Annotated in this window: 28 protein-coding genes; 14 read left to right on the forward strand and 14 right to left on the reverse strand. The window is 64.8% G+C overall.

The genetic code is table 11. The annotated features are described in order from the left end of the window. Positions 1–50: 50 nt before the first annotated feature. From K408_RS40360 to K408_RS43500, 14 genes are all read right to left on the reverse strand, one after another. Positions 51–1,097, reverse strand: coding sequence for a head decoration protein (locus tag K408_RS40360; protein ID WP_024340991.1), 1,047 nt, complete (start codon positions 1,095–1,097; stop codon positions 51–53). 57 nt (positions 1,098–1,154) lie between these two features. Continuing rightward, positions 1,155–1,796, reverse strand: coding sequence for a hypothetical protein (locus K408_RS40365; RefSeq protein WP_024340992.1), 642 nt, complete (start codon positions 1,794–1,796; stop codon positions 1,155–1,157). A 13-nt stretch (positions 1,797–1,809) separates the two neighbouring features. Further along, positions 1,810–2,634, reverse strand: a complete 825-nt coding sequence (locus tag K408_RS0123745) for a S49 family peptidase (protein ID WP_024340993.1) — start codon at positions 2,632–2,634, stop codon at positions 1,810–1,812. 28 nt (positions 2,635–2,662) lie between these two features. Then, positions 2,663–3,895 (reverse strand): phage portal protein, encoded by a 1,233-nt coding sequence (locus K408_RS38575; RefSeq protein WP_155248590.1) that lies wholly within the window; start codon positions 3,893–3,895, stop codon positions 2,663–2,665. After that, the gene (locus tag K408_RS42865; RefSeq protein WP_024340995.1) at positions 3,780–4,178 is read right to left on the reverse strand and encodes a hypothetical protein; all 399 of its coding nucleotides are present in this window, start codon (positions 4,176–4,178) and stop codon (positions 3,780–3,782) included. Before K408_RS42865 ends, K408_RS38575 begins: the two co-directional genes overlap by 116 nt. A gap of 20 nt (positions 4,179–4,198) precedes the next feature. Next, complete coding sequence (locus K408_RS0123760; protein ID WP_024340996.1) at positions 4,199–5,881, reverse strand: AAA family ATPase; 1,683 nt, start codon at positions 5,879–5,881, stop codon at positions 4,199–4,201. After that, entirely contained in the window at positions 5,871–6,260 is a 390-nt protein-coding gene (locus K408_RS0123765) for a hypothetical protein (protein WP_024340997.1), read from the reverse strand. The genes K408_RS0123760 and K408_RS0123765 overlap by 11 nt, the downstream gene beginning before the upstream one ends. Further along, positions 6,247–6,537, reverse strand: coding sequence for a hypothetical protein (locus tag K408_RS0123770; RefSeq protein ID WP_024340998.1), 291 nt, complete (start codon positions 6,535–6,537; stop codon positions 6,247–6,249). Before K408_RS0123770 ends, K408_RS0123765 begins: the two co-directional genes overlap by 14 nt. Continuing rightward, on the reverse strand, positions 6,534–6,734 hold the full coding sequence (locus K408_RS0123775) for a hypothetical protein (protein ID WP_024340999.1): 201 nt from the start codon (positions 6,732–6,734) through the stop codon (positions 6,534–6,536). Before K408_RS0123775 ends, K408_RS0123770 begins: the two co-directional genes overlap by 4 nt. Continuing rightward, positions 6,734–7,282 (reverse strand): RuvC family protein, encoded by a 549-nt coding sequence (locus K408_RS38580; RefSeq protein WP_024341000.1) that lies wholly within the window; start codon positions 7,280–7,282, stop codon positions 6,734–6,736. The genes K408_RS0123775 and K408_RS38580 overlap by 1 nt, the downstream gene beginning before the upstream one ends. Before the next feature lie 88 nt (positions 7,283–7,370). Beyond that, positions 7,371–7,616, reverse strand: a complete 246-nt coding sequence (locus tag K408_RS0123785) for a hypothetical protein (RefSeq protein WP_024341001.1) — start codon at positions 7,614–7,616, stop codon at positions 7,371–7,373. After that, the gene (locus K408_RS0123790; protein WP_155248591.1) at positions 7,613–7,876 is read right to left on the reverse strand and encodes a hypothetical protein; all 264 of its coding nucleotides are present in this window, start codon (positions 7,874–7,876) and stop codon (positions 7,613–7,615) included. Before K408_RS0123790 ends, K408_RS0123785 begins: the two co-directional genes overlap by 4 nt. A 190-nt stretch (positions 7,877–8,066) precedes the next feature. Beyond that, a complete protein-coding gene (locus tag K408_RS38585; RefSeq protein WP_024341003.1) occupies positions 8,067–8,270 on the reverse strand; it encodes a hypothetical protein in 204 nt (67 codons plus the stop codon). A 23-nt stretch (positions 8,271–8,293) separates the two neighbouring features. Then, the gene (locus tag K408_RS43500) at positions 8,294–8,683 is read right to left on the reverse strand and encodes a hypothetical protein (RefSeq protein WP_245265911.1); all 390 of its coding nucleotides are present in this window, start codon (positions 8,681–8,683) and stop codon (positions 8,294–8,296) included. Between the two features lie 163 nt (positions 8,684–8,846). Between K408_RS43500 and K408_RS0123810 the strand changes: the two genes are divergently transcribed. The 14 genes from K408_RS0123810 to K408_RS0123870 all read left to right on the forward strand — a co-directional run bounded on the left by K408_RS0123810 (position 8,847) and on the right by K408_RS0123870 (position 20,184). Then, positions 8,847–9,041 (forward strand): hypothetical protein, encoded by a 195-nt coding sequence (locus K408_RS0123810; RefSeq protein ID WP_024341005.1) that lies wholly within the window; start codon positions 8,847–8,849, stop codon positions 9,039–9,041. A gap of 204 nt (positions 9,042–9,245) precedes the next feature. Further along, the gene (locus K408_RS0123815) at positions 9,246–10,739 is read left to right on the forward strand and encodes a recombinase RecT (protein ID WP_024341006.1); all 1,494 of its coding nucleotides are present in this window, start codon (positions 9,246–9,248) and stop codon (positions 10,737–10,739) included. Beyond that, the gene (locus K408_RS41215) at positions 10,739–11,074 is read left to right on the forward strand and encodes a 3'-5' exonuclease (RefSeq protein ID WP_080654916.1); all 336 of its coding nucleotides are present in this window, start codon (positions 10,739–10,741) and stop codon (positions 11,072–11,074) included. The genes K408_RS0123815 and K408_RS41215 overlap by 1 nt, the downstream gene beginning before the upstream one ends. 92 nt (positions 11,075–11,166) lie before the next feature. After that, a complete protein-coding gene (locus tag K408_RS41220) occupies positions 11,167–11,427 on the forward strand; it encodes a hypothetical protein (protein WP_080654917.1) in 261 nt (86 codons plus the stop codon). After that, complete coding sequence (gene ssb / locus K408_RS0123825; RefSeq protein ID WP_024341007.1) at positions 11,427–11,894, forward strand: single-stranded DNA-binding protein; 468 nt, start codon at positions 11,427–11,429, stop codon at positions 11,892–11,894. The genes K408_RS41220 and ssb overlap by 1 nt, the downstream gene beginning before the upstream one ends. A gap of 99 nt (positions 11,895–11,993) precedes the next feature. Then, positions 11,994–12,191, forward strand: a complete 198-nt coding sequence (locus K408_RS0123830; protein ID WP_024341008.1) for a hypothetical protein — start codon at positions 11,994–11,996, stop codon at positions 12,189–12,191. After that, complete coding sequence (locus tag K408_RS0123835) at positions 12,188–12,382, forward strand: hypothetical protein (RefSeq protein ID WP_024341009.1); 195 nt, start codon at positions 12,188–12,190, stop codon at positions 12,380–12,382. Before K408_RS0123830 ends, K408_RS0123835 begins: the two co-directional genes overlap by 4 nt. Continuing rightward, positions 12,379–14,151, forward strand: coding sequence for an ATP-binding protein (locus K408_RS40375; RefSeq protein WP_024341010.1), 1,773 nt, complete (start codon positions 12,379–12,381; stop codon positions 14,149–14,151). The genes K408_RS0123835 and K408_RS40375 overlap by 4 nt, the downstream gene beginning before the upstream one ends. Then, on the forward strand, positions 14,133–14,426 hold the full coding sequence (locus K408_RS0123845) for a hypothetical protein (RefSeq protein ID WP_155248592.1): 294 nt from the start codon (positions 14,133–14,135) through the stop codon (positions 14,424–14,426). The genes K408_RS40375 and K408_RS0123845 overlap by 19 nt, the downstream gene beginning before the upstream one ends. 59 nt (positions 14,427–14,485) lie before the next feature. Then, on the forward strand, positions 14,486–14,881 hold the full coding sequence (locus K408_RS0123850; RefSeq protein ID WP_024341012.1) for a hypothetical protein: 396 nt from the start codon (positions 14,486–14,488) through the stop codon (positions 14,879–14,881). Beyond that, entirely contained in the window at positions 14,878–15,549 is a 672-nt protein-coding gene (locus tag K408_RS0123855; protein WP_024341013.1) for an ASCH domain-containing protein, read from the forward strand. Before K408_RS0123850 ends, K408_RS0123855 begins: the two co-directional genes overlap by 4 nt. Next, on the forward strand, positions 15,549–18,149 hold the full coding sequence (locus K408_RS0123860; protein WP_024341014.1) for a DNA methyltransferase: 2,601 nt from the start codon (positions 15,549–15,551) through the stop codon (positions 18,147–18,149). The genes K408_RS0123855 and K408_RS0123860 overlap by 1 nt, the downstream gene beginning before the upstream one ends. Continuing rightward, on the forward strand, positions 18,146–19,858 hold the full coding sequence (locus K408_RS38600) for a DNA cytosine methyltransferase (RefSeq protein ID WP_024341015.1): 1,713 nt from the start codon (positions 18,146–18,148) through the stop codon (positions 19,856–19,858). The genes K408_RS0123860 and K408_RS38600 overlap by 4 nt, the downstream gene beginning before the upstream one ends. Next, entirely contained in the window at positions 19,855–20,184 is a 330-nt protein-coding gene (locus K408_RS0123870) for a hypothetical protein (protein ID WP_024341016.1), read from the forward strand. The genes K408_RS38600 and K408_RS0123870 overlap by 4 nt, the downstream gene beginning before the upstream one ends. Positions 20,185–20,247 lie beyond the last annotated feature (63 nt).

A 20,247-nucleotide genomic window follows, 5' to 3' on the forward strand; every position in this document is an offset into this window, starting at 1 on the left:
ACCTTCAGGGCCTTGCCCGGCGTGGTTTTGGTGGGTTGAAAGGGTTGCCGTTACGACGGATCGGCGGCGCTGAGGACGCTCTTGATGAAGATGCCCTTGCCGCGGAAGCCGTTGCGGATGTCGGCAGGTGACAGCGAGGAGTCATAGACGATGGCGTTGCCGTTGAACTCGCCCATCTCGTAGACGCCCGCGATCACATTGCCTCCGGTCGGGTCGGTATAGTCACAGAGAATGCCGGCCGGAACGTTGCTGCCGTCAATCGCGCCCTTGGTGCAGAGCTTCCAGGTGACGGTCGACTGTGCGGTGAGATCGGGCACATAGATGCCGAAGATGTCACCGGCCGCGGGTGAACCGCCGGTGGTGATCGTGAAGTTGATCTCCGGATCGACAAAGGCAGTTCCCATCGTCTGGGTGCCGAGTACGGCGCCGCTCGGGGACTCGACCGTACCGACGGTCGCGCTGGTCAGCGTGATCGTGTACAGGCCCGGCTTGGTCGCGGCACCGAGCGAGATCGAGCCGATCGTCGCAGTGCCGGTGTTCGCGGTACCGCCCGACAGCGTCGCGCCGGACACGGTGAACGCGGTCCCGTTGCTGGTCGCCAACGTGTAGGCGTTGCCGCCGGTGCCGAAGTTCACAGCCTTGGCCGTAATCGTCGATCCCGACAGGCTGTAGGTCATCTTCGACAGGTTGGCATCGCCGGGATTGGCGAGCAGCGCGGCGAGAAATGCCTGGGCGATCTGGGCCGTGGTCATCGAGGCCTCGAACAGCACTTGATTGGCGGCCGGCAACTGGCCGACGCCGCTCTTGGCATTGAAGGTGATCACCGTGCCCTGAATGGTGACGGTGTCGCCGTCGGTGGGGACCGCGGCAATGGCCACAGTACCGGAGGCCTGCACCTTGCCGGTCGAGCTCACCGCCGCGCCGAGCGAGGCGCGGCCCATCACCGTACCGCGCGGGAGCGCCGCGGATCCCGAAACCGTCACACTGTTGGTGACAAGCTGCAGCGGGCCAGCGATCAACTGATCCGGAATGAACGTGTTCGCCGAGATGGACGGCTGCTGGGGGTTTTCACCCAGAATTCCGACAGAGAGAGACATGATCGAAGTTCTCCTTCAAATGGAGGTGTTGGAGGATGCCTTGTGGATGCGAGACCGTTACGCTTCGCCGCGGCGCTTTTTGCCGGCGGCGACGATCTGAGCTGCGAGGTTCGGCCCCTTGCCGTCGCCACCATCCCCGGAACCGACGTCCGGATTGGGTGCGCCGTTGAGACGCTCGCGCGCGGCCTGACTGGCAGGCTTCGGGGGCTCGGCCGCGGCCGGCACATCCGGCATCCCCCCCAGAAGCGCAATAGCTTCGCCGCGGTTCATCTGGGTGTTGAGCGCAAGATTGACGGCCATCGCGTAGTGGGACGAGCTGCGCTGCGCGGCCTTCGAGGTGATGATGGAGGCGATCCGGCCGCGCTCGCGGCGGCGGGCGGCACGGGCCTTCTTGTCGGCCTTGTCGTCTTCGTCGCTCTCGTCGTCGCCGTCCTTCTCGGCCTTGTCGTTCTCGTCTTCGTCCTCGGACATGTCTTCGTCGTCACCGCCGTCTTCGGCGCCTTCGTCGTCCTTCTTGTCCTCGGACTTGGCGTCCTTCTTGTCGTCTTCCTTGTCCTCGTCGTCGCTCTCGGACTTGACGTCCTTCTTGTCATTCTCATCCTCGGCCTTCTTGGCGGTGCCGAGGGCGAGTGAAGCCATGCGGGCGAGCGTGCTGGTGCTGGCGCCGGACTGCGGGACAGAAGCGCGTGCTTTCAACATTTCGAAGTCTCCGTTATGTGTTGACGTGTTCGATGAATTCCAGCAACGCCTGGTCCACAGGCATCGCTGCATCCGCGAGACCGGCTTTGATGCCGTCCTCTCCGAGGAAGCATGCGGCCTCCGTCTCGCGCACCGTGGATGCTTCGATGCCGCGATTTCTGGCGACGAGGTCGACGAACATCTCGCCGAGCGTGTCGACATCAGCCTGCATACGCTCGCGCGCCTCATCAGACAGAACCACCGTAGGATAGCTGTCCGCCTTGCGGGCGCCGTATTGGATCATGGTGACCTTGACGCCGAAATTCTCCAGCATCTTGGTGACGTCGACATGCATGGTGATGACGCCGATCGAACCGATGCCGGCCGTGCGCGGCATCAGGATGCGGTCGGAGGCTGAAGCCAGCGCATAAGCCGCGCTATAGCAGCTCTCATCGACGATCGACCAGATCGGCTTGCTGCCGCGCAGTCCGAAGATGGCATCCGAAAGATCGAAACAGCCCGACACCACTCCACCTGGCGAGTTCACGTGCATCAGGATGCCACGAACGTCCTCGTCCTGGATCGCGGCCACAAACTGCCCGGCGATCCGCGCATATTGCGTCTCGTCCGACCAGTAATAGGGGTCCTCGTGCACCAGCACGCCGCTGATTGGAATGATCGCGACGCCGGCGACCAGGTCGTATGGCTTCCATTCCGAGGCCGGAGCGGCCGGTGCCAACAGGGCGTCCGGCGCGGTGCTGCCGCGCAGCATCCGGGTGCGCACCTCCTCCAGCATCGCCGCGGCCGCGCTCGGCAGCAGCGCTAGGGGCGCATCGAAGATGGAGAGGGAAGATTTCATAGGAGAGGTCTCGCGGTTGGCGATGCCGTCACTTTGGCGAGGTCTGCCGACTGGCCGGAACGTCCTGTTTTCCGGACCACTCCGGAAGCGGGATGCCGTATTCCTCGAACAGCCCGATTTCGTACCGGCGCTGCTCGAGCACCTCCTCGAAATCGAGGCCCTGCGAAGCGGCCTCGTCTTCGAGCGTCGAAAGCGCGCCATCCATGCGCAGGATCGCCGCCTGCGCCTCGCTGGTCGGATCGATCCAGCCGCGCGGCGCGCCCAGCCATCTGGCCCGGCTGTAGGCGGTTCGGCATTCGATGAAATCTGGCGCGCCGGCCGGAAGCGGCAATTCATCGAAGGCGTGCATCTCTTCCATCACGCAGCAGCGGATCGGCGCTGCCCAATTCGTCGTGAATTCATCGCGGCGCCGATCGATCGTCTTCCAGGCCTCGAGCAACGCGCCGCGCGCACTCGAATAGTTGACGTCCGACCAGTTGTTGGAGATCTGCTGCGTCGATAGCCCGGTGCCGGCGGCGACGTTGCGGAGTACCGCGGCTTCGAACTGCCCGAAGTTTGCCGACGGCCGCTTGGCGTCAAGGATGTTGATCTTTTCACCCGGAAACATGATCGGAACACGGGCGTTTCCGACCGAGAATTTCTGCTCGGCGTGGAAATCGCGCCGGGCGTTCTGATAGCCGACGCGCCCGGGGAGCCACTTCATGACCGCGATCGTGTCGCCGTCCACCAACTTGTGCCGAAGCGCGACGTGCGCCATCTGGCCGAAATTGAGGTTCCGGCCAGCATCGCACCATTTGCCGACGTCGGCTGCCCAGGATCGCCAGTTGGCGTCGACCGCGCGAGCGTAGTCCTTGGCCCACTCGTGATCAAATCCCTTGATGCCGGTGTACATCTGCAGCCAGCGATAGTCCGGCTTCGGGATCGGCCGCAGCATCGGGCCGATCGCGTTGTCCAGCACCCGCGTAATCGCGCCGGACGCCCAGCCATCGTTGCGCACAATGTCGCGCACCCGCGACACGATGCGATCGCGGTACATGTTGAGCTCGGCGTCCGGGCTCCACAGGTACCCGAACCGGTTGCGACCGTACCGTTTGGCAGCATGGCGGCGAGGAAGCGTCGCTCGCGCCTTGTCAGGGACGCCATGGCTATCCGTGCTCGTAGTCTCGATCGTCGGTCGACCCGTCGGTATCGCCGCCTTCGTCGACATCAGGATCAAAATCGAGCTCCGGCGCGGGCAGCGCAGCCGCCCGGCGCGGCGCATAATCTCGCGGCGCCCGCGCGCGTACGGTCTCCTCGGTGCTGGGCTGGTAGGAGAACAGCGATCCGCCGCTGTAATAGAACGTCTGCCAGATGTCGGAGCCGTCGGCTGCAATGCGGAGCGCATCGATCCGCATCATCTTGCTGCCGAACCGCTCCTCCTCGCGTGCGCGGCCGGCGTGGCTGCGATGACCGAAGATCTCGCACATGCACCACTCGAAGCCGGCCAGATCGGCGGCATCAGGCGCCGCGGCTGCTGAAGCTTCGGTCTCTGTCGTTGCGTCCATTTCTCCCTCCGTTGCTGCTGTCACTCCGGAAACTCCGTCTCTGGCATCCCATGGTCGACGGGATCATCAAACATGTATCGCTGCGGCTGCGTCGCCGGCATTCCGATGATTGGCTTGCCCGTCCACCAGAACCACGGCTCCTGAAATCCGATGACGCCGAGCTTCTTCAGCCGTCCGGTCGAGCGGCTCCATCGCGACTTCAGCGTGTTTTCGGAGACGGGTTGCGATCCGTCTTCTGGGATCGCGCTCTGGCGGTAGATCTTGCTGACCAGCGCGCGGTGCACGACGTGCGTGCTGCGCGACAGGCCGAGCTCCGGCGGCGCTTCCTGGCCGCTCTCGTGCAGCGCCTTCCAGAAGGCCTTGAAGAACTGGTCCTCGATGTCGGTGAGCTTGAAGCCGCCCTTGGTGTCGCCGGAGCGCTTCTCCTCGCCTTTTTCCGGCTCGACCGACCAGTTCGGCTCCGTCACCACGCAGGATGTGCGCACCTTGCCGAACTTGTTCTTGATGCCCGTCTCGACGCCGTGCAGCACGAAGTCGGCGACCGTTCCGGTCTCGCCCTCCCGCTGCTTCTGGATCTCCATGGTCCGGACATCGCGGCTGTCATTGTCCTTGATCTGGATATTCTGGCGGTTTTCGACCCGCGTCTTCTTGTGGACCGCGATCACCGTCTCGACGTTGTTGGTCAGCTGCTCATTGCCGCGGTGCTTGCCGAGCGCATTGGTGTGGCCGATCACGATCAGCGAGCACTCGAGCGCGCGGATGATCGCCTTGTAGCGGTCGCGGATCTTGGACACGACCTCGCTGTCGATCTCGGACGCCCCCGGGGTGGCGGCGTTGTGGGTATCGATGATGACGGCGCCCGGCCGCTGGCCGCCGAAGGCGATGCGACAAAGGCCGTCGATTTCCTTGATCAGTTCGTCGACGTTGAGTTCCTTGGACCAGAGGTCGACCGGATGCGTCAGAGCGGCGAAGGGAACGCTGGCCTGCACGTCGAAATAGCGCGAATAGGCCAGCATGCGGCCGCGTGCGCCGCGGCCGCCCTCATAGGCGCACCACACGACCGGCTGCGGCTTCAGGATCCGCCGCCCGAAGAACGGCACGCCGCGGGCGACGCACATGGCGAGGTGATAGGTGATGAAGGATTTCCCGGCCTGTGATGGGCCCATGATGATGGTGAGCTCTTGCTCCGGGATCAGGTCCTCGACGAGATAGTCGTACTGATCCGGCGAGACCGCATCCCGGTCCTCGAACAGCAGCAAGCCCATCTTCGACTGCCAGGCGTCGAGCCCGACCAAGTTGGTCTGCCCTTCCTGCGTGAACCTCCGCTCGGCGGTCTCGAAGATCGATTGCGCGTAGGCGCTGGCGTCGTCATCACCCAGCTCGTCGCCGAGGCCGACGAGATAGCCGACGAACTGCTTGGCCGGCCTGCCGGCGATCACCATCGTCTCGCCGCCGAGCCACTCGATGATCTGTTTTGGCTCGGGCGCGAAGCCGTCGAGGCTGACCATCCCGTCGAACACGCGGCCGAGCGCCCGATCGAAGAACTCGCGCGAGGACACCAGGTCGCGCATCTCCGGCGCGATCTCCGGCCGCCGCAGCATCAGCGCAAGCAGGCGATGCTCGGCAAGCTGGTCAGACAGCTTCGCGCCCCGCTCGTCCTCGATGTCGCCGAGGACATATTCCTCGAGCACTTCAGGCATCATCGCGGGCAAGGTCCAGGAGATTGTCGAGGAAGGCCTCGCCCTGGTCGAACATCGCGGCGAGCAACTGTCGCGCGACGTCGACTTTGGCCATGCCGTATTTTGTAGCCAGCGCGTGCAGCGTCGGGACGTTGGCCTCGGGGATTTCGACAGTGATCGGTTGTGGCCGCTGCGGCCGCCGGCCGCCCTTGGCGGTCAACTTGATGCCGAATTTCCGGCACGCCATGTTGATGCGCGGGCCCGACTTTGCATCGAGCCCGATATCGACGGCGATCTGCGAGGCGCTCATTCCCTGGTTCGCGAGATGCTTGACGTAAGCCTTGCGTTCGTCCGTCCACTTGATCGCAAAGTATTTGCCGATGCCGAAGTCAGGACGCTGCATCGCGGCGCCTCCTCAGCCATTCGATCGCCTTGTCTGGCTTTTCGCTGCATTGCTGCAGGAACTTCATCACCGCCAGCAGCAGCATGATCCGCTCGACCTGCTCCCATCCCGGCTCGTCGATTAGGCCGGCCAGCAGCCGGGCGCGCTCCGAGCCCTCGATCCGGTGGGCCTCGAGATCGACGCTCTTGATCATCTCAGCCAGGCCGACCTTGCGCTCCGCCATTTCCATGGCGTTGCGGATCGCTTCGTCTGCCTGTTTCTCGGCCGCAGTGGTCATGGCTTCGCGTCTTCCTTCCGCGGGGCCGCAGTCATCGCGAGACCGATGTAGACGCGCACTTGGCTGCTGAATGTCCGCCCGTTCAGCTCGGCCTCGTCGGCGATGCGCTCGAACAGCTTCGCGGAGAAACGGACAGCGATCGCCTTCGATTTGCCGTGCTCGGAGTAGCCGGCGGGGCGTTTTGGGGTCCTGGGCATCAGAATGCCCTCGCCTGCTCGCGGCCCATATCGACTTCAAAGCGCATCTGCTCGAAGCGGCGCTTTTGTGCTTCCGTGCCGTAGCACTGGACCATCCAGAACCACATCGCGACAGCATCGGCCTCGTCATCGTTGCCGACGGCAAAGCCGTAGTTGCGTGCGCGCAACGTCATGTCCGGCTTCTTGGCGTTGCCTTTCCCGGTCCAGAACTTCTTCACCTGCGACGGATTGATCATGCGCACGGGGATCCCAAACCCCTCGCGCAGGCACTCCTCCTCCAGGGTCGAGGCATACGAGCAGAGCTTGATCACGGTAGCCGGGGTCGTGACGCCGAAGATGCTCGGCTGCTCATAGCCGATCAGCGCAGGCTTCTCGACGATGATGATCTGCCGCAGCCAGGCGCGGACGTTGGCTTGGTGACGGCCGTAATTGTCGCCGGTCGACTCGAACTTGTGTGATCCGAATGTTGGCGTGGCATCCGGCTCTCCAACGGCATAGCCGGTGTTCGCCGCGAGATCGAAGGTGAGCAGCTTGCCATTGATGGACATGGCATATCCCCCGGCGCCGTAACATGACGCCCGCTGTCCGCGGCCTTACGCGTGCCGCAGCGTTGCAAAGACTGAAACGAACGGCCGCCTACAGCGGGATTTCGTCGATCCGCGCCGCGATCAGGTCGCCGAACGGCGTGCCCTTCAGCGAGGACGCGAGCTGCCGCATCTGGTCCCCTCCCCGCCGCGCGCGGATCTCTGCCCAGCTGTCGGTCGTATCGAGCCAAGTTGCGACATCGCTCATCAGCTCGGACCGCCACGACCACGCGCGCGATCGCCAGAGGCAGAATACGCCCAGCCAGTATGCCGCCGATGCTGCCGCTTCCCGGATCACTCGTTGAACTCCAGCTCGAGCTGCTCGATCTGACGACGCTGCGCTTCCTGTGCGGCACGCAACGCAGCCAGTTGTGACGAGCGCTTGAAGCGCTTCCACCAGGTCGGCCGAGACCCGGCCATCAGGTTTTCGAGGATGACGAGGCCGGCCTCCGTGCGCAGGAGCTTCGCCAGATCCGCGGCGGAGAGCGAGTATTTGTTCGCCAGCCAATACTGGATCATGCGATCGCTCGCCTGCGTGGCCTCACGCAGCTCGATCATTGTTTTCGTTGGCCAAAACGCCTGCACGGCGCGCATGACGACCGAATTCGTCTGCAAGCCAGCTTCGTTTCGACTGCAAGACCTTGCAGCCGCTGAATTTGAGGCTGACGCCACCGTCGAATAGGCTTTCGGCATGTCGGTACTCGCTACTCGGTTTGAAAAATCGGACGCAAAAACGCAGAAGCCGCGTTCACGACGCGGCTTTGGCAGCAGTGTGCGCGGCCATCAGACTTTTCGAGGAAACGCCAGGAATGCCGCGGCGGCACGCTCCGTCGATAATCGCCGGCCAGTACTTGATGCGGATCGATCCGCGGGCGCGCATTTTCTTGGCGGCTCCGTACGAGACCCGGGCGTCTGCCGCGAACTTAGCGAGCGACGGCCAAGTCGAGATCATTGTAGAAACGATCCTGGTACCTCTCATGACAACCTCAGCTCGGCTTTCGCACGCGGCCGCTCGACCTTCGCCGGCCATTCGGCGCCTTCCGGCCAATTCGTGGAGAACCACTGCATGGCGAATTCGTACTTTCCGGTCGAAAGATCGGCGCCGTCGCTGGCAATGCCGTTCAGTTTCTTGCCGTCATTGAAGACCAGCACTGAAACGCGGGCGAGCGAGAGGCTGCGGGCCTTTCGGTAGGCGTAGAGCCGCAGCCTACCCGGCGCCGAATTGTCGGCGTCCGGCAGCACGAAGTTTGGAATCCCGTCCGGCGCCGCCTCGAGCCACGTCGACAGCTTGATCCGGGGCGGCGGCCGCAGCTGGGTCCGAAAGGCCCGACTGAGCATCGAGGGGGACCCGAGACCCTCGATCACGACCGATCCTTCTTCACGACTGGATGCCAGGCGGCTGGTCTTCGCTCAGTCCTGCCAAGACGTCACGGATCGCCATGGCTTCCAGCATGGCAGCCTTTCGGGCGTGCAGATAGTCCTGGTACCACACCGCTGGGTTGTCCGTGTCAGCGCCGACGACGGCGCGATGGCGACGGGCAAGACCGAGTGGAAGTTCGAGATCCTCGACATCTCCAAGGTCGACCTCAACGCGCTGCGCGCGCACTTCCCGGTGAAGGAGATCGAAAAGGCCATCGGCAAGGCCGTCCGCGCCACCAAGCAACACACCAAGATCGATGGCGTCCGCGTGTTCGAGGACGTCGCCACGCAGTTCAGGCGGTGACGACCATGATTGATCGTCGATGCCATTCCTGTCGGTGGTGGGACAACTCGGTCTCATCGCGCGACGTCGAGGACAGCGGCGCTTGCCGAGCGAGGCCGCCCGTAGCCGATGACCGCTCCCACGCTGCGGTCTGGCCGTTCACGAGCGCCGACGATTGGTGCGCTCATTTCCTTCTTCCTCCCGACCAAATCAAGGACCATTCCGATGGCGCCGACCAAGACCGCTGAACGCACCACCCGCCAGGCCTCGCCGCAACAGACGCCAACCGGCAATCTCCCAGCCCAGCAGCAGCCGAAGGCGCCGCCGCCGATCGTGCAGTTCCGCGACTACGTCAACCAGCGCATGGCGACGCTCGAGGAAGCGCTGCCGCCGCACATCCGGCCGGACTATTTTGTCTCGGCCATCATGATCGCGCTGCAGAAAAAGCCGTCCCTGCTCAAGTGCACCTTTCCCTCGATCTGGAATGCCTGCGTCGAGGCGGCCAAGGACGGGTTGCTTCCCGACAACAAGGAGGGCGCGATCGTCCCGTATGGCGAGAACGCCGAAGGCAAACGCGTCGCCGAGCTCGCGACATGGATGCCCATGATCGAGGGCTACCGGAAGAAGATCTTCGAGACCGGCAAGGTTAAGGCGTGGGAAGTCCAGGTCGTCCGGGAGAAGGACGACTTCGAGTACGAGCTCGGCGACAACGCCTTCATCCGTCACAAGCCCTATGTTGGGACGCAGAACCCGGGCGGCATCGTCGGCGCCTATTCGATCGCCAAGCTGATGACCGGCGAGACCGTCCGCGAGGTCATGGGCGCCTTCGACATCATGCAGATCGCGTCCAAGTCCAAGGCCAGCAACGGGCCATGGAAGGATCAGGCCTTCGTTCCCGAGATGGCGCGCAAGGTCGTCGCGCGCCGGCATTACAAGCAGCTGCCGCACTCCCGCGAGCTCTCCGAGATGATCGCTCGCGACGATCAGCGCTTCGGCGTCGACTTCCAGGAGGGCGATGAGCAGATCGCCAAGCCGCAGGCGGCCCGCCGGCTGTCGTCGCGCCAGGCGTTCGACGCCTATGCCGGTGCAACGGTCGACAACGAAACCGGCGAGGTCCTCGACGACGGTCCGGAGGAGACCGGCGAGCAAGGCCAGTCACAAGAGACCGTTCAGGCGGCGACCGCGCCGCGCAAGGATGCAACCTCCACCGCCGCCGGTGGAGCGAGCAGGGGAGCCGAGGCATCACCTCCGCAAAGGCAAGCCTCGGCTCCCACCACGACCACGGCGCGCAAGGACGGAGGCGGCGAGCAAGCCGCTGGTCCCGCCGCGCGTCAGGAGACTGCCGCCGCTCCCGCGAACGGGACGGAAGTGGCGCGCACGGAGGCCGGCCCGGGAGCGACCACCCCGGCGCCGGCCTCCCCCTCACCCGAGGAGACGGCGGCCGAGGCCGACGCTGATATCGACGAGATGCCGGACGAGCCCGCGGCCGACCCGCAGGACGCCGCCGATCGCCCGTGGCCGCCCGGCGCCGAGCCGACGACCATTGACGAATACGAGCGCTACTTGCGCACGAAACTGGCGGCCATGACCAAGGCGAACGAGGTCGCGCCCTGGTTCAACAGCGACGCCGAGAAGGCGCTGCGCGCCGCCTGCCAGACGGCTCCGCGCTTTCAGGAATTCCAGCAGCTCGCGATTACGCGGCGGAAGGAACTGCCGTGATGCTGATCCGGGTCCTCGACTTCGAGACGACGGGCATGCCGCCGGATGCCGCCGTGTGTGAGGTCGGCTGGTGCGACCTCCGCACCTATGCCGGAACGACGGCGTGCGAGATCGGCAAGCCCGTCGGCATGCTGGTCGACCCTAACCGGGCGATGCCGCCCGAGGCGCGCGCCATTCACCACATCAGCGACGCCGATGTGTTCGGCGCCCCCCCATTGCGCACGGCTTCGTGGCACTTACGAAGGGGCCGCCTGACGTGTTTGCCGCTCACAACGCCGCTTTCGAGCGCGAATTCTTTGCAGGCGGGCCATCGGCGCGGTGGATCTGCACGCTGAAGGTCGGACGTAGGCTCTGGCCGGATAGTCCAAGCCACAGCAATCAGTGTCTGCGCTACTTTCTCGACATCGAGCTCGACGATGAGCTCGCCATGCCACCGCATCGCGCAGCGCCCGACGCCTACGTGACGGCCTTCATTCTCGCCGCAGCGATCCGAACCGGAGTCTCGATCGACGACATGGTCACATGGAGCAATCAGCCATCGCTACTCCCCGGCGCGATCAATTTCGGCAAGCACCGCGGCACGCCCTGGTCCGACTGCGATCCTGATTATCTCCGTTGGATCATGAAGCAGCCGGACATGGATGAGGACAAGAAGTTCACCGCAAAATACTGGCTGGAGAAGCGGTGATGGCCGGCTCGGTCAACAAGGTCATCCTCGTTGGAAATCTCGGGAAGGACCCCGACATCAGGACCTTTGAGCGCGGCGGCTCGGTCGCGAACTTGAGCATCGCGACGTCGGAAAGCTGGCGTGACAAGAACAGCGGCGAGCGCCGCGAGAAGACTGAATGGCACAACATTGTTGTGAAACAGGAAGGTCTGGTCGGCGTCGTCGAGCAATACTGCCGCAAGGGCCAGAAGGTCTACATCGAAGGCCAGCTGCAAACGCGTAAGTGGACCGATCGCTCCGGTGTCGAGAAGTACACGACCGAGGTCGTGTTGCAGGGCTTCAACTGCAAGCTCGTGATGCTCGACCGCGGCGGCGATCGCGGTGAGGACGATGACCGCGGCCCCGCCAGCCCCGGAACGCGGTCATCGTCCGGCCACCAGCAGCAATATCAGCGGAATGATGATCTCAATGACGAAATCCCATTCTGATCGTCGGCGCCGAGCTTTCGGAAACTGGCGCAAGCGCTATCCCAGCCGCCGCGCAGCTCTGGCAGCGCTGCGAAAGATCCTTTCGAAGCGGAGCGCGTCGTGAGCGACCGATACATGACATTGCTCGGCACCGAACAGGTTCAGTCCGCAGCCAACACCATGAGCCATGCAGCAGGCGAGATGAAGCGCGCCGCAGATCAGATTGATGACGCGCTCCGACGCCATAGCCAATTTCTGGAAGACTGGATCACCCGTTTCGAAGCGAACGCGTCGAGACTGCTGGAGACTGGCCAATGAACTTTATCGTTTGGCGCCGCGGCCTGCGCGGGCCCGTCGCTTCCCTCGACCTGCTCGACCCGCGGTCGATGATGGATTGGCCGCTGATAGAGCAATCGACGATCGCGATCATCCCTCTTCCTGAAGCCGAGCGCGGGCTCACGCTCGACCAGGCGATCGCGCGGCATCCTTGCCCGGAGATCGTGGAATGAGACACCCCATCCCGCGCGAGGCCCTCGACGATCGGCTCGGCTTCATCGGCACGAGTGGGTCCGGCAAGACCTATAACGCCGGCACCGCCGTTGAGATATTGCTGGCCAACCACAAGGCGCGCGTCGTCATCATTGACCCGCTTGGCGTCTGGTGGGGTTTGCGCCTAACAGCCGACGGCAAGAAGCCGTCCGGCTTCGACGTCGTGATCTTCGGCGGCGACCACGCGGATCTGCCGCTCAATGAGCAGGCTGGCGCACTGATCGGCGAGACGGCTGCAGGCATGGCCGAGAGCTGCATCATCGACCTCTCGAAGCTGCCCAGCCGCGCCGCCGAACGCCGCTTCATGGTGGCGTTCCTCGAGACGATTTATCGCAAGGCCGGCGGCGAGCCGTTCCACCTCGTGGTGGATGAGGCAGATCTGTTCGCGCCTCAGAAGCCGCACGCCGGCGATGAAGTGCTGCTTGGCCACATGGAGAACATCGTCCGCCGCGGCCGCGTGCGCGGCTTCATCCCATGGCTGATCTCGCAGCGGCCGGCGGTGTTGAACAAGAATGTCCTCAGCCAGGTCGACGGGCTGCTCGCCTTCAAGCTGACGTCGGTGCAGGACCGCGACGCACTCGACGCCTGGATCGAGGGCCAGGCCGACAAGGAACAGGGCAAGGAGATCAAGGCCTCGCTCCCGACCTTCAAGGTGGGCGAAGGCATCGTCTGGCTGCCCGGCCTCGGCATTCTCGATCGACGCTCGTTCCCGCAAAAGGTCACTTTCGACAGCTCGCGCAAGCCCAAGCGCGGCGAGAAGCTGGGGCGCCGCACCCTCCCCGCGCTGGATGTCGACAAGCTGAAAGATCGGCTCGCTGCGGTGGTCCAGGAGGCCAAGGCCAACGATCCGAAGGCGCTACGCGAGCGGATCGGCGTGCTGGAGCGGGACAATCGAAAACTGGAGCAGGAGCGCGATGCCGCGCGAACGGTGCGCCCACCGGCGGCCGAGCTGGTCGAGGCCGAGAGGATCGGCTTCGAGAAAGGCAAAGCGGCCGTCATCACCGAGGCCAAGCGCGTCGGGCAAGAGACGATCGTCTCGGCGCTGGAGGATCTGAAGAAGCTGGCCTCGCCGCTGGTCGAAGCCATCAATGCCGGCATCAAGACGGCGAAGATAGCCTTCCCAGACGTGAGCGACCGCGTGAAATTCCAATCGGGCCCGCAGACGGTGAAGCAAACCACCGTGGACGCCCCGAAGCGTGGGCCGGTTGCTTCGCCGGTATCGCGCGCGCCGTCATCTGCGCCTGCAGGTGGTGACGGCAGCATTTCCGGCCCCGAGCAGAAGATCATCGACGCCATCCGCTGGTGGAACGTGATGCGGATCGCCGCGCCGAGCCACGCGCAGACCGCGTTCATCGCCGGCTACTCGCACAAGTCCGGGAGCTGGGCGACATATCTCAGCCGGTTGCGATCGAAGGGCCTGATCGAGGGGCGCGGCGACTTGGTGCTGACCGGAGACGGCGCGGCGGTCGCGCGCGAGCCAGAGGCGACGCCGTCGATCGAGGCGCTCCACCAGGCGGTGCTCGGAAAAATCGACGGGCCGATGCAGCGGATCCTCGCCCCTCTGCTGGAGGCCTATCCGAACGGCCTCTCTCACGCCGAGGCAGCGGAGAAAGCCGGTTACAGCCACAGCTCCGGAAGTTGGGCCACATACCTGAGCCGGCTGCGTTCTCTCGACCTCATCACCGGCCGCGGCGAATTGCAGGCCCAAACATGGCTGTTCGCATCATGAGCCTGCGCATCGTGAAGACATTCGATCAAGCCGATTGGGAACTGCTCTCGCTCGCCAACGAGAAGGGCAAGTTCGGCATCGGTCTCGCGACCAAGCTTGAAGAAGACCAGCAGCTCGCGTTCGAGCGCGGGATCGACGCACAGTGGTTCACGTTCGTCGATCTGTCGACGGTCGCGTCGATGCCTGGCGCTGGTCTGATCCAGCTCTACCGGCTGACTGAAGCCGGCGCCGCGCGTCGCGCCGAGCTTGCCGCAAATCACGGGGTGGTGCGATGACCTTTACCCCGCCCCCGCACGCAAGTCATCACTGTCGCCATTACAGATACGAGCGCGGCATGAACTGGAGCGGTCCCAAGTGCGCAGCCGGCATCCGCCTCGCCGGTGGCGACACCGATCCTTCGATGCCGGCGACGGACGAAGAACTGGCCAGCACGGCCAACTGCATGCCCGACGCGGACAAGGCCGCATGCCCTTGGCGCGAGGAATGGACGGACGATGAGCGCGCGGCGTGGGCGCAATGGCGCGCCGAGAGCCAAGCCCGCGCGATCCTGATCATCGAGAAGATCCCAGGCAACTCGACGGACCGAAAGAATAAGCCGAGCTGGGGCCAGACCGGCGATTTCCCCTGCCCGGCCTGCGAGGTCGGTACCGTGCGCTGGGCCCGCGCGCGTGTGAACGGACACCTGCATGCGGCGTGCACCACGCCCGGCTGTTTTGGGATCATGCAATGACGCACCGCTGCCCCGTCGACAGCTGCACGGCCAATGTCCCTCGCGGCGTCTACATGTGCGCGCGGCACTGGCGCATGGTGCCGAGCCCGCTCAAGGCTGCGGTCTACGACTCCTTTCAAGCCACCGGCGATATCAGCGACAACCACCGCGAGGCGGTCCGCGTCGTCAACGCCGCCGAGGCCGGGCGGGCAATGCCCGGACTTACCCCGGGCATGAAGACCCTCACCCTGTGGCAGCCTTGGGCGTCGCTGATCATGATCGGCGCCAAGCCATACGAATTTCGGAAGTGGAATTTCACAGACAAACCGCATCTGGCAAAGCTGGTCGGCCAGCGCATCGTGGTTCACGCCGGTGCGCGCCCGCCGAAGAAGCTCGAGCTCGAAGACATCATCGCGCGGATCGACGAGGGGGAGAGCGCGCTGGTCGCGGATATCGCCAAGCCCTTCATTGAGCGAGTGCTCGACGGCGAGATCAAACTTCCTTTGGCGCAGGCGCTCGGCACCGCCAGGCTCGGCCACCCGCAGAAATCCTTCGACCTCTTCAAGCACATCGTCGCCGACAGCGATCGCCTCGACCATCAGATGTACGCCTGGCCTGTCTCGGAGGTGCAGCCCTTCCCGTCACCGGTGCCCTCGCAGGGCGCGCAAGGGTTCTGGAACTGGAACTGATGGGCAAGCTCGCCGACTATCGCCAGTTTCTACGTGCCAAGGTGCGGCTCGCCTCGCGCCACGGGTTCGACGTGGACGCCTCGGAGATCAACCCGGCGCTGAAGGACTTCGTTCAGGCGATCGTGCGCTGGGCCGCGAGCGGCGGCCGGCGCGGCATCTTCTCGTCCTTCGGACTGCACAAGACTTCGGCGCAGATCGAGCTCGCCCGCCTGGCCTTGAAGCGCGGCGCCCGCCCGCTCATCGTCGTGCCGCTCGGCGTCCGCCACGAATTCACCGAGGAGGCCGCCGTTCGGTTCACCGGCGAGTTTGCCGTCAACCTCGTCTTCGTCCGCTCGACCAGCGAGCTCGATCTCGCCCGCACCGATGTCATCTACCTGACGAACTATGAGAGCGTCCGGGAGAGCAAGCTCGACCTGAACCTGTTCGGTTTCGCCTCGCTCGACGAGGCGGCGGTGCTGCGCGGCTTCGGCGGCACCAAGACGTTTCGCGAGTTCATGCGGCTGTTCGAGAACGTGAAGTGGCGGTTCGTCGCCACCGCGACGCCGGACCCGAACGAATTCATCGAGCTGCTGGCCTATGCCGCCTTCCTTGGCGTCATGGACGTCGGCGAGGCCAAGACGCGGTTCTTCAAGCGCAACTCGGAGAAGGCCGACAAACTCGTGATCCACCCGCACAAGGAGCGGGAATTCTGGCTGTGGGTGGCGTCCTGGGCATTGTTCGTGCGCAGGCCCTCCGACCTCGGCTTCTCCGACGAGGGCTACACTCTGCCCGCGGTCGACGTGCGCTGGCACGAGGTCGCGAGCGACCATGCCACGGCCGGGCACGAACGCGACGGGCAGGGCCGCATGTTCCGGAACGCCGCCGCCGGCGTCCAGGACGCCGCGCGAGAGAAGCGCGAGAGCCTGCCGGCGCGGATCGCCAAGATGCAGGCGCTGCGCGCGGAGGCCCCGGAGGCGCACCGGATCCTCTGGCATGACCTCGAAGCCGAGCGGCATGCCATCCAGGCGGCGGTACCGGACGCGCGCGCCATCTTCGGCTCGCAGGATCTCGAGACGAACGAGAAGCACGCCGTCGACTTCAAGCACGGCCGCTTCCGCGAGCTCGCAACGAAGCCGGAGATGTCCGGCGCCGGCTGTAATTTCCAGATGCATTGCAGCTGGGCCATCTTCCTCGGCATCGGCTTCAAGTTCCACGACTTCATCCAGGCCGTGCACCGCCTCGCCCGCTTCGGCCAGACGCAACGCGTCCGCCTTGACCTGATCTACACCGAGGCCGAGCGCGAGATCAGGCGCACGCTGGAACGCCGCTGGCAGCAGCACGATCGCCAGGCCGAGATCATGAGCGGCATCATCCGGCAGTTCGGGCTGACGCAAGCCTCTCTCGCCAGCGCGCTCGACCGGTCGATCGGCGTCGAGCGGACCGAGGCCGAGGGCGTCAGCTATCGGCTGGTCAATAACGACTGCGTCGAGGAAGTCTCCTCGATGCCGGCGGACAGCGTCGACCTGATCGTCACCTCGATCCCGTTCAGCACGCAATACGAATACACGCCGAGCTACAACGACTTCGGCCACACCGACGACAACGACCACTTCTGGCGGCAGATGGACTTCCTGACGCCGCAGCTGCTCAGAGTCCTCGAGCCCGGCCGCGTCGCCGCCATTCACGTCAAGGACCGGATCGTTCCGGGCGGCATCAACGGCCTCGGCTTCCAGACCGTGCAGCCGTTCTCCGACGAATGCGTGACGCACTTCCGCAAGCACGGTTTTGCCTTCCTCGCCCGCAAAACCATCGTCACCGACGTCGTTCGGGAGAACAACCAGACTTACCGGCTCGGCTGGACCGAGCAATGCAAGGACGGCTCCCGCATGGGCGCCGGCATGCCGGAATACGTGCTGCTGTTCCGGAAGCCGCCGACGGATCGATCGAACGGCTATGCCGACGTTCCGGTGGTCAAGGAGAAGCCGCTCTGCGATGACCACGGCGAGCCGGCGCCGTTCGACGCGCGCACCAACTGGAAGAAGCCGGTGCCCGGCACCGGGTATTCCCGGGCCCGCTGGCAGCTGGATGCGCACGGCTTCACCAAGTCGTCCGGAGACCGGCTCCTGTCGTCGGAGGAGTTGGCCACCCTGCCCCACGACCAGATCTACAAGCTTTGGCGCGATCGCTCCGCCGGTCGCGTCTACGACTTCGCCAGCCACCTCGCTGTCACCGAGGACATGGACCACGCCCAGAGGCTCCCGAGCACTTTCATGCTCATGCCGCCGCACTCGGCGCACCCCGACGTCTGGACCGACGTTGCACGCATGCGGACCCTAAACGGGGCACAATCGGCTACTGGTCGCGAGATGCACCTCTGCCCGCTGCAGTTTGACATTGTCGACCGTTTAGTAATTCAGCTCTCGATGGAGGGCGAAACGGTGCTCGACCCGTTCGCCGGCATCGGCACCGTGCCCTACTGCGCGGTCAAGCTCGGCCGGTTCGGCTTGGGCGTCGAACTCAACACCGCCTATTGGCGCGATAGCGTCCGCTACGCCCAGGACGCCGAGGCGAATGCCTCGGTGCCAACGCTGTTCGATTTGCTGGACGAGGCCGCGGAATGAGCCGGCGCCGCAAGATCCTCGTCGCGGACCTCCTCTGCGGCGCCGGCGGCTCCTCCACCGGCTGCGCGCGTGCGCTGGCCGAGTTGGGCCTCGAGATGGAGCTCGTCTGTGTCAATCACTGGGGCGTGGCGATCGAGACGCATCGGAAGAACCACCCGGAGGCCCGGCACTATGTGCAGGACATCTCGACGGTCCGCCCTCACATGATTGTTCCGGAGGGCTATCTCGACCTCCTGATGGCATCCCCGACCTGCACGCACCATTCCGTCGCGCGCGGCGGCAAGCCGACGTCGGACCAGCAGCGGTCCGATCCCTGGCACATCATCACCTGGCTCACCGAGCTGCGCGTCAAGCGCATCATCATCGAGAACGTCTGGGAATTCATCGGCTGGGGCCCGGTCGACCATCGCACCGGAAAACCGATCCGCTCGCGCAAGGGCGAGTATTTCCATGCCTGGATCGAGACCATCCGCAGGCTCGGCTTCGAGCCGGAATGGCGGAAGCTGAACGCCGCCGATTTCGGCGACGCCACGACCCGCCAGCGCTTCATCCTCATGGCGCGGAGCGATCGCAAGCGCGTGCTCTGGCCGATGCCGACGCACACGCGAACGATCGACGGTAAGCTCGCGCTGTTCCCCGGTGTGAAGCCTTGGCGCCCGGCGCGCGAGATCATCGATTGGTCGATCAAGGGCCGCTCGATTTTCGACCGGAAGAAGCCGCTGGCGCCCAAAACGCTCGCCCGCATCTATGCCGGCGCGGTAAGGTTCAAATGGCCAAAGCCGTTCCTGGTCAAGTTGCGCAACCACGGTGCAGCGCAGAGCCTCGACCTGCCGGTACCGACGATCACCGCGGGAGGGACGCATATCGGCTTAGCCGAGCCGATCCTGGTCAAGCAACACTTCCGCCGCGACGCCCAGAGCGTGGACGAGCCGGCGCCAACCGTGACCTCTGTGGCGCGCATCGGACTGGTCGAGCCCTTCATCCTCAATCGCGCCAGCGACGGCCACGGCGAGACGCGGGCGCACTCGATCGACGAACCGGCGCCGACGGCAACGACGTCAGGCGCGGGTTATGTCGTGGAGCCATTCGTGCTGTCCCGGCACGGAGAAGGCGCGCCGCGGTCGATCGAGGAGCCGACACCGACGCAGGTTGCCAAGCACAGCCACGTGCTGATCTCGCCTTACTACGGCTCCGGAAGCGGCGAGACCTGCCAGTCCGCCGACGAGCCGCTGCCGACCATCACATCTATCGCGCGGTTCGGGATGGTGGTCCCCATCACCCACACCGATCGGTCGAACCGCGCTCGCGATCTGACAGAGCCGCTGCCGACATTGACGACGGCCAACCGAGGCGAGCTTGCGTTCATCGCGGCCCAGTTCGGCGAGCGCGCCGGCCAGGCGCCGCGCGTCCACGGCATCGACCAGCCGACGCCGACGATCGCCGCCACCGGTCACGTCAACCTGGTCGAGGCCACGCCGGAATTTGACATCCTGTTCCGGATGCTGGAGCCGCACGAGCTCGCGGCCGCGATGGGCTTCAACGACGCCGAGCAGCAATACGAGTTTGCCGGTACCAAGACCGAGAAGATCAAGCAGATCGGCAACGCCGTCAGCGTATCGAAGATGAAGGCTTGCGTTTCGGCTATCATGGCTGACGCCGCGCCAAAAACCGCCGCCGTCCCACCAGAGCTGAGGAGTGCCGCCGAGTGAGCAATGATCGTTTTATCCCGACCGACGGCCGCCCCCTCACTCCGTACGAGCGCGAGATCCTCACCATCCTCCAGGAGGAGTGCGCCGAGGTGATCGTTGCCGCCTCGAAGCTTCTGCGGTTCGGTGCCGGCAACACAAACCCAAGCACTGGCGAAAGCAACGTCCGCGAGCTCAGCCTCGAACTTGGTGACCTGCAAAAGATGCTCTCGATCGTTGGCGGGACCGATTTGGCCGATGCGAGCCAGATCGAGGCCGGCTACCTCCGGAAGGGTCGGAGGCTGTCTCGCTTTTTGCAGACGGAACCTGAGGGGACTGCTCATGGGTGATAACAGCTGCGATCGACGGATCGAGGGTCACGAACACAAAGCCTTCCCGCCTCTAGCCGCTTG

The sequence above is a fragment of the Bradyrhizobium sp. in8p8 genome, from assembly GCF_000426845.1.
GTDB lineage: Bacteria > Pseudomonadota > Alphaproteobacteria > Rhizobiales > Xanthobacteraceae > Bradyrhizobium > Bradyrhizobium japonicum_C.

Excerpts from the sequence above, each read along its gene's own strand:
- K408_RS40360 (WP_024340991.1), bottom strand. The coding sequence starts at position 1,097 with ATGTCTCTCTCTGTCGGAATTCTGGGTGAAAACCCCCAGCAGCCGTCC.
- K408_RS40365 (WP_024340992.1), bottom strand. The coding sequence starts at position 1,796 with ATGTTGAAAGCACGCGCTTCTGTCCCGCAGTCCGGCGCCAGCACCAGC.
- K408_RS0123745 (WP_024340993.1), bottom strand. The coding sequence starts at position 2,634 with ATGAAATCTTCCCTCTCCATCTTCGATGCGCCCCTAGCGCTGCTGCCG.
- K408_RS38575 (WP_155248590.1), bottom strand. The coding sequence starts at position 3,895 with ATGCGCCGCGCCGGGCGGCTGCGCTGCCCGCGCCGGAGCTCGATTTTG.
- K408_RS42865 (WP_024340995.1), bottom strand. The coding sequence starts at position 4,178 with ATGGACGCAACGACAGAGACCGAAGCTTCAGCAGCCGCGGCGCCTGAT.
- K408_RS0123760 (WP_024340996.1), bottom strand. The coding sequence starts at position 5,881 with ATGATGCCTGAAGTGCTCGAGGAATATGTCCTCGGCGACATCGAGGAC.
- K408_RS0123765 (WP_024340997.1), bottom strand. The coding sequence starts at position 6,260 with ATGCAGCGTCCTGACTTCGGCATCGGCAAATACTTTGCGATCAAGTGG.
- K408_RS0123770 (WP_024340998.1), bottom strand. The coding sequence starts at position 6,537 with ATGACCACTGCGGCCGAGAAACAGGCAGACGAAGCGATCCGCAACGCC.
- K408_RS0123775 (WP_024340999.1), bottom strand. The coding sequence starts at position 6,734 with ATGCCCAGGACCCCAAAACGCCCCGCCGGCTACTCCGAGCACGGCAAA.
- K408_RS38580 (WP_024341000.1), bottom strand. The coding sequence starts at position 7,282 with ATGTCCATCAATGGCAAGCTGCTCACCTTCGATCTCGCGGCGAACACC.
- K408_RS0123790 (WP_155248591.1), bottom strand. The coding sequence starts at position 7,876 with ATGATCGAGCTGCGTGAGGCCACGCAGGCGAGCGATCGCATGATCCAG.
- K408_RS38585 (WP_024341003.1), bottom strand. The coding sequence starts at position 8,270 with ATGATCTCGACTTGGCCGTCGCTCGCTAAGTTCGCGGCAGACGCCCGG.
- K408_RS0123810 (WP_024341005.1), top strand. The coding sequence starts at position 8,847 with ATGGCGACGGGCAAGACCGAGTGGAAGTTCGAGATCCTCGACATCTCC.
- K408_RS0123815 (WP_024341006.1), top strand. The coding sequence starts at position 9,246 with ATGGCGCCGACCAAGACCGCTGAACGCACCACCCGCCAGGCCTCGCCG.
- K408_RS41215 (WP_080654916.1), top strand. The coding sequence starts at position 10,739 with ATGCTGATCCGGGTCCTCGACTTCGAGACGACGGGCATGCCGCCGGAT.
- K408_RS41220 (WP_080654917.1), top strand. The coding sequence starts at position 11,167 with ATGCCACCGCATCGCGCAGCGCCCGACGCCTACGTGACGGCCTTCATT.
- ssb (WP_024341007.1), top strand. The coding sequence starts at position 11,427 with ATGGCCGGCTCGGTCAACAAGGTCATCCTCGTTGGAAATCTCGGGAAG.
- K408_RS0123835 (WP_024341009.1), top strand. The coding sequence starts at position 12,188 with ATGAACTTTATCGTTTGGCGCCGCGGCCTGCGCGGGCCCGTCGCTTCC.
- K408_RS40375 (WP_024341010.1), top strand. The coding sequence starts at position 12,379 with ATGAGACACCCCATCCCGCGCGAGGCCCTCGACGATCGGCTCGGCTTC.
- K408_RS0123845 (WP_155248592.1), top strand. The coding sequence starts at position 14,133 with ATGGCTGTTCGCATCATGAGCCTGCGCATCGTGAAGACATTCGATCAA.
- K408_RS0123850 (WP_024341012.1), top strand. The coding sequence starts at position 14,486 with ATGAACTGGAGCGGTCCCAAGTGCGCAGCCGGCATCCGCCTCGCCGGT.
- K408_RS0123855 (WP_024341013.1), top strand. The coding sequence starts at position 14,878 with ATGACGCACCGCTGCCCCGTCGACAGCTGCACGGCCAATGTCCCTCGC.
- K408_RS0123860 (WP_024341014.1), top strand. The coding sequence starts at position 15,549 with ATGGGCAAGCTCGCCGACTATCGCCAGTTTCTACGTGCCAAGGTGCGG.
- K408_RS38600 (WP_024341015.1), top strand. The coding sequence starts at position 18,146 with ATGAGCCGGCGCCGCAAGATCCTCGTCGCGGACCTCCTCTGCGGCGCC.